The sequence below is a fragment of the Rouxiella badensis genome (assembly GCF_026967515.2).
Lineage (GTDB): Bacteria > Pseudomonadota > Gammaproteobacteria > Enterobacterales > Enterobacteriaceae > Rouxiella > Rouxiella badensis.
The window spans coordinates 2,105,065-2,119,194 of record NZ_CP114062.1; the positions used below are offsets into that span (position 1 = coordinate 2,105,065).

Below are 14,130 nucleotides of genomic sequence, written 5' to 3' on the forward strand. Positions count from 1 at the left end.
CGCTACTTGGGTCGAGATAAATCCCGCGCCGCCGTGGCGGCGCGGGTTAACGCTTACAGTGCGATGTCGTGCTTAGGGGCTGGAGCCGCCGTTTCCTGCTCAGGAGCCTTGGCGTCGGCCGCTTTCTCGGTCATCTGAATGACCGGCGGTTTCACCAGTTGCAGGGTCGCAGCGGTTTCATCCCACACGCGCTGAGTCAACGCCGGATCGTCATTCAGCTTCTGGCCGAAGCTCGGAACGATTTGACGGATTTTGCTCTGCCATTCTGCGGACTTGAACTCTTCCGGGAACAGTTTCTGCATCACGTTCAGCGCAATCGGTGCAGCCGTTGACGCACCCGGAGAAGCCCCCAGCAGCGCAGCGACGGTTTTCTGCCGATCGGTCACGATTTCGGTACCCAGCTTCAGCACGCCGCCCTTGTCGGCATCTTTCTTGATTATCTGTACACGCTGACCGGCCTGAATCAGTTTCCAGTCCTCCTTCTTCGCGTCCGGATAGTACTCTTTCAGCGCCGCGAAACGATCGTCGTCACTCAGCATCACCTGACCTATCAGATATTTAACCAGGTCAAAGTTGTCCAGCCCGACGTGGGTCATTGGCATCACGTTATGGGTCGTGGTGGTCCCCAGCAGGTCAAACAGTGAGCCGTTTTTCAGGAACTTGGTCGAGAAGGTCGCGAACGGGCCAAACAGCACGACGCGCTTGCCGTCAAGATAACGCGCATCCAGATGCGGAACCGACATCGGCGGTGCGCCTACAGAAGCCTGACCGTAGACTTTTTCCTGATGACGGTTGGCAATCGCCGGGTTTTCGGTAACCAGGAACGAGCCCCCCACCGGGAAACCGGCATAATTTTCGGCTTCTGGAATACCGGTTTGCTGCAACAGCTTAAGTGCGCCGCCGCCTGCGCCAATGAAGACATATTTCGCATCTACGCTGCGCTCATCGCCGCTCTTCACGTCTTTGATAGTCACATGCCAGGAGTTGTCGGCGTTGCGCTTGAAGTCGGTCACCTCAGAAGAAGTTTCCAGCTTGAAGTTGCTGTTCTTCTTCAGGCTACCGATCAGCTGACGGGTAATTTCGCCGTAGTTGACGTCGGTTCCGACCGGCGTCCAGGTCGCAGCCACTTTCTGCTGCGGGTCACGCCCTTCCATAATCAGCGGTGCCCATTGCTGGATCTGCGCATGATCGGTTGAGAATTTCATGCCCTGGAACAGCACGGTTTTTTGCAGCGCCTGGTAGCGTTTGTTAAGATATTCGACGTTCTTATCGCCCCAAACGAAGCTCATGTGCGGCGTAGAGTTGATGAAAGAGTGCGGATCGTTCAGCACGCCGCTCTTCACCTGAGAGGTCCAGAACTGGCGCGAAATCATAAAGGCTTCGTTGATCTCAAGCGCCTTGCTGACGTCGATACTGCCGTCAGGACGTTCAGGGGTATAGTTAAGCTCCATGTTAGCAGAGTGCCCGGTACCAGCGTTGTTCCAGCCGTTAGACGACTCGAGCGCCACGCCGTCAAGCTTCTCGACCATCAGCTGTTTCCAGCTTGGTTGCAGTTCTTCAAGCCAGGTGCCGAGCGATGCACTCATGATACCGCCGCCTATCAGCAGTACGTCGGTTTTCTCTGGTGAGGTTTCAGCGTGAACCGCTGAGCAAATTAATAATGCCGACAGGGAAAGCGTCGGAAGTAGTTTTGTTGCTTTGTTCATTCCAGATCGTCACTTTGTTATTTATGGTCGTAAAAAAGTGCGGGGAATTTAAGATATTGTTATGGATAAGTTAAAGTAATTTTAGTTTTTTAACTAATAATACCGATTTCCTGTTTTTTTAGTTACAAAAGCGAGGCGGATCACTCTGCTCTCCATCCTGCCGCCCATCGGCGCTATACTGCGCGCCCGGCATAGCGTCTCGAAAGAATAATCACGATGAATCAACCACTGCCCCAGCCAGCGCGGCATAAACGCCCGTTAAAACTCAGCACTCTGGTGAGCCTGATGATAGGTGCGGTCATCATTACCGTGCTGTTGAGCGTGCATCTGCTGTACTACGTGCAGATTGAAAACTTTACCAAAATGCACATTAAAGATAAGGCGATAGCCGTAGCACGCACGCTAGCCTCCTCCCCCGAGATCCAGCGCGGGCTGACGCTGCCGCCTGACAGCGGCATTATTCAACCCATCGCCGTCGAGGTGCAAAAGCGCGACTGCCTGCTGTTTATCGTGGTGGTCAATATGCAGGGGATTCGCCTGTCCCACCCGAATCCCGACAACATCGGCAAGCATTTTGTCGGCGATGATTTCATTCCGGCGCTTAAGGGTGAGGAAAATGTTTCGGTAAACCACGGCGTGCTGGTCGAGGCGCTGCGGGCATTTACGCCGGTGTATAATGCACAACACCAACAGATTGGCGTGGTGGCGGTGGGGATCTCTCTCGACGACGTAACGCAACAGATAAATCAAAGCCGCTGGAACATCTTCTGGACGGTGATATTCGGCGCGCTGGTCGGCCTGCTGGGGATTCTGATTCTGGTGAGACGCCTGAAGCGCATTCTGTTCGGGTTGGAGCCGCACGAGATTTCCACCCTGTTTGAAGAGCGGCAGGCTATTCTCGAATCAATTAAAGAGGGCGTGATCGCTGTCGACGAACACTCGCGCGTGAGTCTGATTAATCAGGCCGCTCGGCAGCTGTTGAGCGAAACCTCTACGCAGGCGCCGTTGACCGGTGACGTGATTCCCGCGTCCTCAATCATGCTCAGCCATTTGCATGACGCCCTGCACCACGGCAGGGCCTGGCACGACGAAAAACTCAACGTTCGCGGCCGCACGCTTATCAGCAACACCGTGCCCGTGCGCAGCGGGCAGCGCATTATCGGCGCGGTTTGTACCTTCCGCGACAAGACCGAAATTAGCGAACTGATGCTGCGTCTGGACGGCATGGTAAACTATGTCGATACCCTGAGTGAGCGCTCTCACGAGTTTATGAACAAGCTGCACGTCATCCTTGGCCTGCTGCACATGAAAAATTACAGCCAGCTCGAAGCCTTTATCCTGAAAACCGCCAACGGTTATCAGACCGAAATTGGCTCGCTACTGCAAAAGATTAAGTCGCCGCTGATTGCCGGATTTTTACTGACCAAAATCAATCGCGCCTCGAGCAGTGGCCACCGGCTGATGCTCAGCGACGCCAGCGATTTGCCCAATAATGGGAGCGAAGAGCAGATTGCGGTGCTGATAACCGTGCTGGGAAATTTAATTGAGAACGCGCTTGAGGCTCTGGGGCAACAGTCACAGGGCGAAATCCACGTCTTGCTGCACTATCAGAATGGCTGGCTGGCGTGTGAAGTCAGCGACGACGGTCCGGGGATCCCGGCAGAACAGCTAACGACAATTTTTGAGAAAGGCGTGTCTTCTAAAGGCAGCGAGCGCGGCGTTGGGCTATTCCTGGTTCGCCAGCAAATAGACAGCCTCGGCGGCAATGTTACCGTCGAGTCGGAACCCGGCGTTTATACGCAATTTTTAGTCCAGCTTCCGTGGGGACGAGGAGTCAGTATCCAATGATCAACGTATTGGTAGTTGATGATGACGCGATGGTCGCCGAGCTCAACCGCTGTTATATCGGCCAAATCCCGGGCTTTAGCTGCTGTGGCGTCGCCTCGAACTTGCAGCAGGCAAAGGAACGGCTGGCGAATGGTCGTCCCCCGGTTGACCTTATTCTGTTGGATATCTATCTCCACCAGGAAAACGGGCTGAGTCTGCTGCCCGAACTGCGCAGCGCGGCACATCCGGTGGATGTCATCGTCATCTCCTCCGCCGCCGATGCACAGACTATCAAGACCTCGTTGAACTATGGCGTGGTCGATTACCTGATTAAGCCGTTTCAGTTCTCGCGCTTTGAAGAGGCGCTGTCAGGCTGGCGGCAGAAGAAATCGCTGATGGACAATCAGCCCTTCTATCAACAGGCGGACATCGACAGACTGCTGCACGGCACCCCCGCAGAAGAAGAGCAGAAACGCCTGCCCAAAGGGCTAACGCAGCAAACGCTGCGCACCTTATGCCAGTGGATTGACGCTCATCCCGCCAGCGAATTCTCAACCGATGAACTCGCCAGCGAGGTCAATATCTCGCGAGTGTCATGCCGTAAGTATCTGATTTGGCTGGCACAGATGAATATTTTGTTCACCAGTATTCACTATGGCGTGACCGGACGCCCGGTTTATCGCTATCAGCTACAGCCGGAGCAGCACGCACTGTTGAAACAGTACTGTCAGTGACGCGCTCGCCGGCCTGACAGCGCGGTCATTGAGACACCGAGGAACACCAGCAGCAGGCCGCCCATAAACAGTGTCGAAAGGTGGCTGCCGAGAATAACTACCGAGGCCGCGGCACCCACCAAGGGGACGCCGAGGGTAAAATTGGACATGGCGAAGACGCTGATCCGACGCCCGTGCTCGGTGGCAATCACGAAGCAGACCGAGGTCGCCACCGGCCCGATAAACAGCAGCAGCCACAGCAGGTGCGGGCTAAAAACAACGGTCGACGGCGAGCCGTCAATCAGCGCGGCGAGCAACGTCAGAGGAAGGGTCGCGAGCAGCATCTGCCACGGAGCCAGCGACAGCGGCGTACTGCTCCAGCGATGATGGCGCACGTGAACAATCACCAGCGACCAGGAAATTGCACCAATAATCAGCAGGCTACAGCCCATAATCGCCCCCGGGCGGCCCCAATCCATCTCGGCGGGTGAACAGATGAGCGCGATGCCAATCAGCCCGGTGACCAGCGCCACGATTTGTAGCCTCGACGGCGCTTTGCGCATCAACAGCCACGAGGTCAGAATCCCCCACAGCGGCGTGGTATAAGCCAATAATACCGCGTGACTGGTGTCGGTGTGCTGCATCGCTATCATGCCGAGGCCGGTAAACACCATCATCTGCAACAGCCCGACGCTGGCCACCACCGGCAGGTCGGCGCGTGAAGGCAGACGCAGGCTGCCGCGCAGGGCAACAAAAACAAACAGGCAAAAACAGGCGGATCCGAACCTTATTGCTGCCAGCCACAGCGGCGGTACGACATCGAGTGCAAGCTTGGTCGCGGGCCAGCTCAAGCCCCAGAGGACCACCATGACCACCAGCCAGACCACGGTCGCGGGCTGCGTGCGGTGACTGACAGAATTGTCGACTGGCTCATTGTTTACAGCACTCATTACCCGCTCCTGGCGTAGAAAATTGATAAATTATTTTATGGGAGCGGCTGAAGAAAAACTGTTCTCAATTTTCATACAAATGCTAAATTAAGAACAACTATTTCCTCATAAAACCAAATCAAGGTTTTTTATACCTCAAGAGACGCGTCATGCCTTTAGATAAAATCTCGCTGGATGAAACCAGCCTGCGGATCCTCGACGTTTTGCAACAAAACGCCGATATCAGTAACGCCGAGCTTGCTGAAATCGTTGGGCTGTCGGTGTCGCCATGCTGGCGCAGGGTGGCCGACATGCGCGAGAAAGGCATTATTCGCGGATCGGCGATGCTGGTCGATCCGTTGGCGCTGGGTTTAGCGGTCAACGTGTTTGTGCACGTCACCCTAAAGCAGCAGGACAGAGACTCTCTGAAGCGCTTTACCGATTCGGTAAGCGAGCGCCCGGAGGTGATGGAGTGTTACCTGATGACCGGCGAGTCTGATTTTATGCTGCGCGTGGTGGTCGAGAATCTGCAAAAATATCAGGCGCTGATGATGGACTGCCTGACGCAGATTGACGGCGTCGCCAGTATCCGCTCAAGCTTTGCGCTGAGTCAGGTAAAATACACCACCGCCCTACCGACCCAGCATCTGCGTGAATAACGGCCCACCCCGGCGGCTCTCAGGTTTCATCGCGTGACGTGCACCGACGGGCGGGTATTTTTATAGAAACTGCCGCCGAATGCGCGCTCAAGCTGTGCGGCCACCTGCAACAGCAGGCCGTCATTTGCCTGTCGGGTTTGCAGATGCATTCCCAGCGGCAGCCCTGACTGCTGCGTTGCCAGCGGAATCGATATCCCCGGCGTACCGGTCAGGCTGGCGAGCGGGGTGTAGGAGAAAATGTCCCACAGTTGGTAAAACCAGCTCAGCACGTCGGGATTATCGCTCAGCGTCAAATAACGCGTTTCGCCAATCAGCGGCGTCGGCCTGGAGAACGTCGGCGTGAGGATAAGATCCCACTGCTGATAAAAATTGCCCAAACGCCGTGAGGTGGTATTGAACACCTCCTGCATTTTCCAACGTTCGCTGTAAGACATATCAATCCCCTTTTGCCAGATTTTGATATTTATCGGCTCAACCCACTCGGGCGGCGGGCGGGTTAACCCTTTTTTCTCAAGCAGACGCGCAATAAACTGGGCAAAGTTGCTGATATAGCAGGCGGTTTGTGCGGCAAAGGCGGCCTCAAAATCGATATCGGGCGTAACCCACTCTACCTGATGCCCTAACTCCTCAAGCAGTCTGCCGGTGCGTTCCAGCTCGCTGACGAAGTGTGAATCCGACTGATAAGGCCCCCACTGATGTGAGAGGGCGATGCGCAAAGGCGCGGGGTCGCGCTTTATCAGTTCGGCGTAAGGCTCATCACTGTTCCAGTAAGGCATGAATTCGCCCGGCGCGGCCCCTCGGCAGCAGTCGACAAAAAAGGCCGTATCTCTGACCGTGCGGCTCACACAGCCCTGGGTCGAGACATAGCCGGTGATGTCCGACAGCGCCGGTGCAATCGAGAAAACGCCGCGCGAACTTTTGAGCCCGATAAGGCCATTGGCGCCCGCAGGAATACGTATCGAACCGCCGCCGTCGGTGGCGTGGGCAAGCGGCAAAATGCCAGCGGCCACCGAGGCCGAAGCTCCGGCCGACGATCCGAAGGGGGTATACGCGGTATTCCACGGGTTGCGCGTGATATAGACCTCTGGATTTTCGGCGGAACTGCATACGCCAAACTCGGGCGTCGCGCTGCGGCCAATGATATTCAGCCCGGCTTTTCTGAACTGCTGGGTAAGAAAGCTGTCTTCGCCTGGCCGGTTTCCTTGCAGGAATTTCGACCCCTGCTCCTGAAGCCGTCCTTTGACGCCAGGCCCAAGATCTTTGACCAGAAAAGGCACACCGCCGAACGGACCGGCCATATTTGTGCCGTCGGTGGTGGGTTCGCGAATCGCATCATCAAACAGTTCAACGACTGCGCTAATTTGTGGATTGACCCGTGCCGTTGCCTCAGCCGCCTGCGCCGCCAGTTCGGCAGGCAGCACCTCGCCTTTTTTCAACAGTTCGCTCATGCCAACCGCATCGCAGGCGGTCCATTCATCCCAGCTCATTACGTGGGTCATAGTTACTGATCCTTTTGATTTAAAAGTTAATATCCCATCGTTGAACAGCAGCGGTCAGCCGTTCCCGGCATTCATCGACAGCGCTATCGGGGCGCGTGAAGGTGCCTTGATCAACATCACAGAGACCAGGCAGAGGATATTGGCGGCAATCAGGTAATAGCCCGGTGAAACAGGGTTGTTAGTAAGTTTGATAAGCCATGAAAAGACGATTTGCGCCGTGCCGCCAAACAGCGTAATGCCGAAGGCGTAGGCAATAGAGAAACCGGTGGAACGGATGGCTTTTGGAAAGTTTTCGCAAAGTACCACCAGCACGCCGGAACCGCTGATGCACTGTAGCGCGGCCAAAACGGTAATAACACTGAAGAACACCGCATCACTGCGCCAGGTATTGATAATCTCCAGACCCGGAAGGAGTAACAGTAACAGCAGCAGCCTCGGTGCGATAATCGTGACCTTGCGGCCAAAGCGGTCGGCCATCCAACCACCAGTCAACGAGAAGACCACCACACAGACGCCAATCAGGATGGTCGACACCATGGCGGTGCTCGGCGCAAAATGCAGTTCATTAAGCGCATAGGTGGTCATGTAATTGAGAAAATATTGAGTAATGGTACTGCCCGAAAGCATAAAGATGCCGAGCAGCACCAGTCTGCCATGATTTTTGGCGACGTCGGTCAGCAGCGTTTTGGTGTTTTTACTGGCCGCCCGGTCCTCTTGAGTGAAATTTTCATGCAAATTGCGGCGCAGATAGAGGGCAATAGGCAGCACCAGAAGGCCAAAGGCGAACGGCACTCGCCATCCCCAGCTTGCCAGCTGGTCGTGGGTCAGAAAAACGGTAAGGGAATAACCGATTAGCCCGGCGGTAATACCGGCGATACCCTGTGCCACAATTTGCCAGCTGGTAAAGAACGCGCGTTTGCCTTTCGGCGCAGCCTCCATAATAAACGTCGTCGCTGGCCCGGCTTCGCCTCCCCATGCCAGCCCCTGAATCATACGAATAATCACCAGCAACACCGGGGCTGCCACGCCTATCGTTGCATAGCCCGGAAGAAAAACCAGTCCACCGGTGCCCAGCGTCATTAATACCATCGTCAACAGCATGGCGGGTTTACGGCCTGCCCTATCGGCATAGCTGCCGATAAATATTGCCCCCAGCGGACGCACAATAAAACCTATCCCAAATACCGAAACGGACAATAACAGACTCATAAACGGCGTATCGGAGGGAAAGAAGACGTTTCCTATCATCAAGGCAAAAGTCGCATAAGCGCTAAAATCAAAAAATTCTACGGCCGCCCCCAGCACCACAGCGACCACTTCCTTTCGCGTTGGGGCGGGTCTGATACGACCCAGGGTTATTTCATTCGACATTAAGGCGTTCCTCAATATTGTCAGGTGATATTACCGAGACGGGCATCGCTATTTAAGCTCTCTATTGAATAACAAAACGCGCTTAGCGCCACTATCACTAAATATCATGTTCAGCGTATAAAAAATGTGTGCACCCAATGCTGGACTTTGCTTTAAATAAACATTATCAATTAATATTACCCATTGATATTAATCGATAAAAATAAAATATTTTTTATCATGAATTTTACTGGCGCATTCTCTTTGCGCAGCAATGCACTCAAAATGTGCGCCCCGCGAATAATCGGCAAAACTATTTATTCCGGAAACACAAAGTATGACGATGATTGCCAATCGTTTTTTATAAAGACGCTGCTGTTCAATTAACGGCGTTTTAATTTAAATGCACGGAAAGTGATCTCTTTGCCTCTTTAAAGAGCAACGCTGCCGTTTAAAAAAGGGAATAATATGCAGCTGCGCGCATTACGATATTTCAGTCAGGTGGCAAAATCGAGCTCGCTGCGAGAGGCGGCAGACAAGCTTTTTGTTACTCCCACCGCCGTGACGCGGCAAATTGAAATACTCGAACACTTTTATGGCGCACCCTTGATTGAGCGCAGCCCGCGGGGAATAAAATTAACCCGTGAGGGGCAGTATCTGGCGCAGGCCGTGCAGGCAACGCTTCAGGAGCTGGATTCGGTGAAGGAAAAGATTTCGGCGTCGCAGAGCATCGTCTCCGGCACCGTCAGAGTCTGCGCCGCTGAGAGTCTCATTTCCTCGTTCATCGCCCCCGCCATTGAAGACTTTCGCAAACTGCATCCCAAAGTCACCTTTGAAATAGAAATTGGCAGCGCGCCGCACATTGCCGAGGTATTGGTTTCCGGAAAGGCTGACGTGGCACTGACCTTTTATATGCCGGTCAGCACTGAGGCGATGCAGACTCACGGCTGTAAACTACAGCATAAGGTGTTGATGTCGGTGCATCATCCCCTTGCGGGGCGCGGCTTTCTGACGTTAAGGGACGTGGCGGCGCATCCGATTTCGATTCCTCCCTCAAACTTCTCGGTTAGGCAGCTTTTAGAATCGGCGGCGAAACGGGAAGGACTCACCTTTGATATGCGATTTATCGTGAGCTCACTGGACGTACAAAAGAAGCTGGCCAGCCTGGGATTGGCGCTGATCATTCTGCCGCAACTCAACGTCGGTGATACCGTCGAGAATGAGAAACTGATGGCGATTCCGTTAGCCGACCCGTTGATGGGCGTAGTGAACGTCAGCCTGTGTTTGCCTCGCCAACGCACGCTCTCCATGGCGACGAAGCTGTTTCACGGCCTGCTGGCAGAGCGTATCGACCAGCAGAATACCTGAAGTAGCGCGCCTGCATAAACCTTGCTCACCACGGCTTCAGCCGCCAGAGAGCCAGCGCGGCGGTGATGAAGTCGAAGGAAATGGCGCAGCCGAAGAACACCAGGCCGGAAAGCAGCACAAACAGCGGGCTGTAGATGAACGCCATACAGATAAGCCCGAGGAGCAGCTGGCTCCATTTTGACTGACGTGATAGCGATACTGAGTCACTGATTGTCGTCATGATGTCGTCCCCCTGGTAGACCGATAAGGAGACAAAGCCTGTAGCGTGCCAATAAGACGGAATTCATTTCGGGAGTAACAGGCCATCTCGTTGTTGTGATAGAGTATTTTGGTACTCAGCAACCCGAATGAGAACTATGAACACACGCCAACAGCAAATTCTCGAAATCGTTAATCAGCGTAAAAGCGTCAGCGTCAGCGAGTTGGCGCAGCTTTGCAGCGTGTCTGAGGTTACCGTACGTCAGGATCTCAATGCGCTCGAGAGTCAGCACTACCTCAAGCGAGTCCACGGATCGGCGGTGTCGACCGAGAGCGATAATCTCGATCAACGCATGCAAACCAACTTCCTCACCAAGAAGCTTATCGCAGAGTTTGCCGCTTCGCTGGTGGAAGACGGAGAGTCGGTGTTTATCGAGGGGGGCAGCACCAATGCCCTGTTGGCGCGCACGCTGGCTGAACGTGGCAATGTCACTCTCATTACCGTGAGCTATTACATTGCCAATCTTTTGAAAGATACCGAGTGCGACGTCATCATTCTTGGCGGCTTTTATCAGAAAGGCAGTCAGTCGGTTGTCGGCCCGCTAACCCGCAGTGGCATTCAGCAGGTGCATTTCAGCAAGGCGTTTATCGGTATCGACGGATTCCACGACAGTACCGGTTTTACCGGGCGCGATATGATGCGCAGCGACGTGGTGAATGCGATTCTGGCTAAATCCACAGAGACTATCGTGCTGACCGACTCCTCAAAGTTCGGGTCTATTCAGCCCTATCCCCTTTCCGAACAATATCCCATAAGCAGGGTCATTACCGATGCTGAACTGCCTGCCGAGTATCAGCATAAACTCGAAGCCATGGGCATTGCGCTTAACATCGTTAATCCGTAAGACTTTCGAATGAAAGTAAAAGGCCCAAATCAATGATTTGGGCTCACACACGGGCTTTGGGGCTTTACGTCGTATTTAGCCGTTTAACGCCAGCGCCCTCTTGCCGATGGCGTTCAGGTCTTGAGGTTTAAAGCGGTTTTGCCACTCGGCCTCGTAATCCTCTTTCGGGAAATCGGCCGGAGAACCACCGCGCGCAAAGGCTTGGGCAACTTTTTTGGCGTATTCGACGTTTTTCTCGCACAGCGGCGCGGCGGGAATATACATCACATTCCCCCAGCCTTTCTGGTCTTCGACCGGGGCTACCGAGTGAATTACGTCGCAGTGCCACCACACGGAGTCCCCTGCCTCTAACGCCGGAATGCTGCTCAGCGCTTTGACTAACAGCGGATGCCATTTTTCAGAAATAGGCAATACTCTGCCGGGTGCGACGCCGCAAAGCTCGTCTTCCGGCACGTCATCCAGCAGCGGGCGCAGCAGGACGTACGCCATCGCTTCCGGGATAGGCACGACGTGCAGTAACCCTTGGTTCAGCGCCATATCCGACAGCGCCGTCCACCCCTGAAACGTCCGGAAAGCTGAACATTTGGTGGTGTTGCCTACCTCATATTCATTGACTTCGGTACGGTATGCCGCATCCCACGGATCGTATTCACTGAAACGTCCGGTGAAGATTTTACGAAACACTTTCTGATAAGCAGGCAGCAGCCAGCGCTCCAGTGCGCCAGAATCGGTGTGGGCGCCGAGGCCTTTGGAGGTCGTCCCCGGACGACGATGGCGGATACGGTCGGGATAGATAATGTTGATATCAGGATCAAACCAGCTTAGGCCGCCGGACTCAAACTTCCAGAGGCGGTTCATGAATGACTGCACGTTCGCCATGCGAGGATCTTGTCGGGCGTTCATCTGCGCCGGAGACCAATAGATTGGGAAAATTTCAGGCTTTGAAGCCTCCAGACTGCCAAAGAAATTGTCACCCGGACCGCGATACTGCTCGTCGAAGTTGTTGGAATCGAGATAATCAATCATCGATTTATCCCACGCCAGCGCCTGCTCCCGGGGGAAGTTTTGCCTGACTACCAGGCATCCGCGTTTCTTAATCTGGGCAAGGGTGTTCTGTGAAACTGTCCCTGCCTCAATCTCGGCGTAATCCACCACCGGCCACGCGGTTTGTCCCTGGGCCTTGACGGCACTGATTTCCTCTAACTCTTGCTCAATCTTGTTACAAACCTCCGCGAAAAGCGCTTCAACATCGCCAATCTGGCGACGAAGCTCTTTCTTCATTTGTACAATATTCTTTTTATGGTCTTCTGGTAGGGTCTGGCTGGTAAATGACTGTTCCATATTCTGCTCCACATAGGGGTTATCAACCTTCGAATGAAGAATTAAAACCTTCGAACATAAGAATAAGAAGTCATTAACGAAAAAGCAACCTCGTCATGTCGATCAATAACGCACATTTGAGGCGCAACGGTAAGTAAGGGTAAAAAAAAACGCGCTCTACATACCGTAGGCGCGCTTTTCCTCAAATCGGGGAGGAAGCTATACAGGTGCGTTAAGGCTGGAGATTATCTCACCTACGTTATAAATGACGCCGCAAAACGCAACGCCCAGCAGGAAAATTGAAGAGGCAAGCTCAAACTTCTTACTGTGTTTAGCAGGGACCCACCGTCTTACCGCCAGGATATAAAGGGTCAGAACGGAAAAGTCGAAGAAGATCCACACCAAGGATAAGGTCATGATACTGCTACCAAAATCACGTGTTACGGTAATGAACTGTGGAAAGAAAGAAACGAAGAACAGGATATCTTTAGGGTTAGAGATCCCGGTCATGAAGCCGCGAAAAAATCCGCCGCTGCTTTGTATCACGGGAGCAGGCAACTCATCGTCTATTGCCGTCTCCGTCTTGCTCAGGCCTATCAACCCCTGCACGGCCATGTAACCGATGAAGATTGAGCCGACGGTGCCGAGCACATACAGATAGATTGATTTCAGAGAGACCACGCCAGCAAGCATCAGCGCAGCAAAGGCAATCAGTACCAGAGAAGCCCCATTGGTCCCTACGACCGTGGCGAACGCCTTACGATAACCATGGCGCGCCGCCGTGCCTGTGACCAACGCCACCACGGGGCCGGGTGTAAGCAGCAGCATCAGCACTGAGAGAATATAGGCGCTCAGCAGTGTGAGATTCATGCTTTACCCCCTTTATTATGAATATGCAGCGGACACCGCGAGAAATCCGCACTGCCCGGCTCATTCATCTGATACTGCTTCCATTCCAGATTGTGCTCATCGCCGTAAAAGCCCAGCGCCTTCGGCAGATAGCCATTGTTGTAATTGCAGACGCGCCTGCGGATCTTCTCTCTCACTTTCACACCTTTTACATCTTTATGGCTGGCCACAATGTCAAAATGGGCCCGGGGATTAATAACAAAAACAACATGCTGTCCGAGATTCCGGCTTCGCAGCTGGAGATGACTCGGACAGCTGATGTTGATAAAAAGCTCTATGCCCCCAAAGCAAAATGACCATTCGCTGCTTTGTGGATCGGTCGGAATGGCATCCGGCCAACTCTGCGGGTCGCCGTCGTGCATTTCCTGAATGCGCTGCCAGGCAAACTCATGCTCCTGACGCAAATTCTGGAAACCGGTCTGCTCGAAGACCATCAGCAGGGGGCTATAAAGCCTGTCTTCCTCTTTGACTGTTTTTGTACGATGTACAAAGGCCTTTAACGCACTAATCACGTCCACCTGCGTGGAGCTCGTGCTGACAAAGGCAAAGTTAAGCGCTTCACTTTTCCATGCGTTACGGGCAAAAAGACAAGGAAACAAAGGATCGTTCATACACAGGCTGATATCGAAGAAGGCCTCGACTCGCCAGTCAATTTCGCCGGTGAATTTTCCAATATCATGGCCTATCATTCTTAAATCAGCCTGTTTAACCATTTCTCCATTAGCCAATAAACCGTTTTCCATCAAC

13 protein-coding genes are annotated in these 14,130 nt (G+C 53.7%); 5 read left to right on the forward strand and 8 right to left on the reverse strand.

What is annotated here, in order from left to right; all coding sequences use genetic code 11:
- Window positions 1-53: 53 nt before the first annotated feature.
- Window positions 54-1,706 (reverse strand): malate dehydrogenase (quinone), encoded by a 1,653-nt coding sequence (gene mqo / locus O1V65_RS09710; protein WP_084912394.1) that lies wholly within the window; start codon window positions 1,704-1,706, stop codon window positions 54-56.
- 216 nt (window positions 1,707-1,922) lie between these two features.
- Here mqo and O1V65_RS09715 point away from each other — a divergent pair, with 216 nt between their 5' ends.
- Both O1V65_RS09715 and dcuR read left to right on the forward strand, forming a co-directional pair.
- On the forward strand, window positions 1,923-3,554 hold the full coding sequence (locus O1V65_RS09715; RefSeq protein WP_017492847.1) for a sensor histidine kinase: 1,632 nt from the start codon (window positions 1,923-1,925) through the stop codon (window positions 3,552-3,554).
- Window positions 3,551-4,267 carry a two-component system response regulator DcuR gene (gene dcuR, locus O1V65_RS09720; RefSeq protein ID WP_017492846.1) on the forward strand — a complete coding sequence of 239 codons (717 nt, stop codon included), beginning with the start codon at window positions 3,551-3,553 and terminating at the stop codon, window positions 4,265-4,267. Before O1V65_RS09715 ends, dcuR begins: the two co-directional genes overlap by 4 nt.
- Here dcuR and O1V65_RS09725 read toward each other — a convergent pair.
- Window positions 4,261-5,196, reverse strand: a complete 936-nt coding sequence (locus O1V65_RS09725) for a DMT family transporter (RefSeq protein WP_084912392.1) — start codon at window positions 5,194-5,196, stop codon at window positions 4,261-4,263. The genes dcuR and O1V65_RS09725 overlap by 7 nt on opposite strands.
- Window positions 5,197-5,345: 149 nt before the next feature.
- Here O1V65_RS09725 and O1V65_RS09730 point away from each other — a divergent pair, with 149 nt between their 5' ends.
- Window positions 5,346-5,834, forward strand: a complete 489-nt coding sequence (locus tag O1V65_RS09730; protein WP_017490380.1) for an Lrp/AsnC family transcriptional regulator — start codon at window positions 5,346-5,348, stop codon at window positions 5,832-5,834.
- Window positions 5,835-5,860: 26 nt separating this feature from the next.
- Here O1V65_RS09730 and O1V65_RS09735 read toward each other — a convergent pair whose 3' ends face one another.
- The gene (locus O1V65_RS09735; RefSeq protein WP_017490379.1) at window positions 5,861-7,333 is read right to left on the reverse strand and encodes an amidase; all 1,473 of its coding nucleotides are present in this window, start codon (window positions 7,331-7,333) and stop codon (window positions 5,861-5,863) included.
- A 54-nt stretch (window positions 7,334-7,387) separates the two neighbouring features.
- Window positions 7,388-8,704, reverse strand: a complete 1,317-nt coding sequence (locus O1V65_RS09740) for an MFS transporter (protein ID WP_165429610.1) — start codon at window positions 8,702-8,704, stop codon at window positions 7,388-7,390.
- A gap of 447 nt (window positions 8,705-9,151) precedes the next feature.
- Between O1V65_RS09740 and O1V65_RS09745 the strand changes: the two genes are divergently transcribed.
- Window positions 9,152-10,051, forward strand: a complete 900-nt coding sequence (locus O1V65_RS09745; RefSeq protein ID WP_017490377.1) for a LysR family transcriptional regulator — start codon at window positions 9,152-9,154, stop codon at window positions 10,049-10,051.
- A gap of 25 nt (window positions 10,052-10,076) precedes the next feature.
- Here the strand turns inward: O1V65_RS09745 and O1V65_RS09750 are convergent, their stop codons facing one another.
- Window positions 10,077-10,271 (reverse strand): hypothetical protein, encoded by a 195-nt coding sequence (locus tag O1V65_RS09750; protein WP_017490376.1) that lies wholly within the window; start codon window positions 10,269-10,271, stop codon window positions 10,077-10,079.
- Window positions 10,272-10,407: 136 nt separating this feature from the next.
- Between O1V65_RS09750 and O1V65_RS09755 the strand changes: the two genes are divergently transcribed.
- Window positions 10,408-11,154, forward strand: a complete 747-nt coding sequence (locus O1V65_RS09755) for a DeoR/GlpR family DNA-binding transcription regulator (RefSeq protein ID WP_017490375.1) — start codon at window positions 10,408-10,410, stop codon at window positions 11,152-11,154.
- 75 nt (window positions 11,155-11,229) lie between these two features.
- Here O1V65_RS09755 and O1V65_RS09760 read toward each other — a convergent pair whose 3' ends face one another.
- The 3 genes from O1V65_RS09760 to O1V65_RS09770 form a co-directional block, all read right to left on the reverse strand.
- On the reverse strand, window positions 11,230-12,495 hold the full coding sequence (locus tag O1V65_RS09760) for a DUF1479 domain-containing protein (RefSeq protein ID WP_017490374.1): 1,266 nt from the start codon (window positions 12,493-12,495) through the stop codon (window positions 11,230-11,232).
- Between the two features lie 198 nt (window positions 12,496-12,693).
- Complete coding sequence (locus tag O1V65_RS09765) at window positions 12,694-13,344, reverse strand: LysE family translocator (RefSeq protein ID WP_017490373.1); 651 nt, start codon at window positions 13,342-13,344, stop codon at window positions 12,694-12,696.
- Window positions 13,341-14,126, reverse strand: a complete 786-nt coding sequence (locus O1V65_RS09770) for a YqcI/YcgG family protein (RefSeq protein ID WP_017490372.1) — start codon at window positions 14,124-14,126, stop codon at window positions 13,341-13,343. Before O1V65_RS09770 ends, O1V65_RS09765 begins: the two co-directional genes overlap by 4 nt.
- Between the last annotated feature and the right edge of the window lie 4 nt (window positions 14,127-14,130).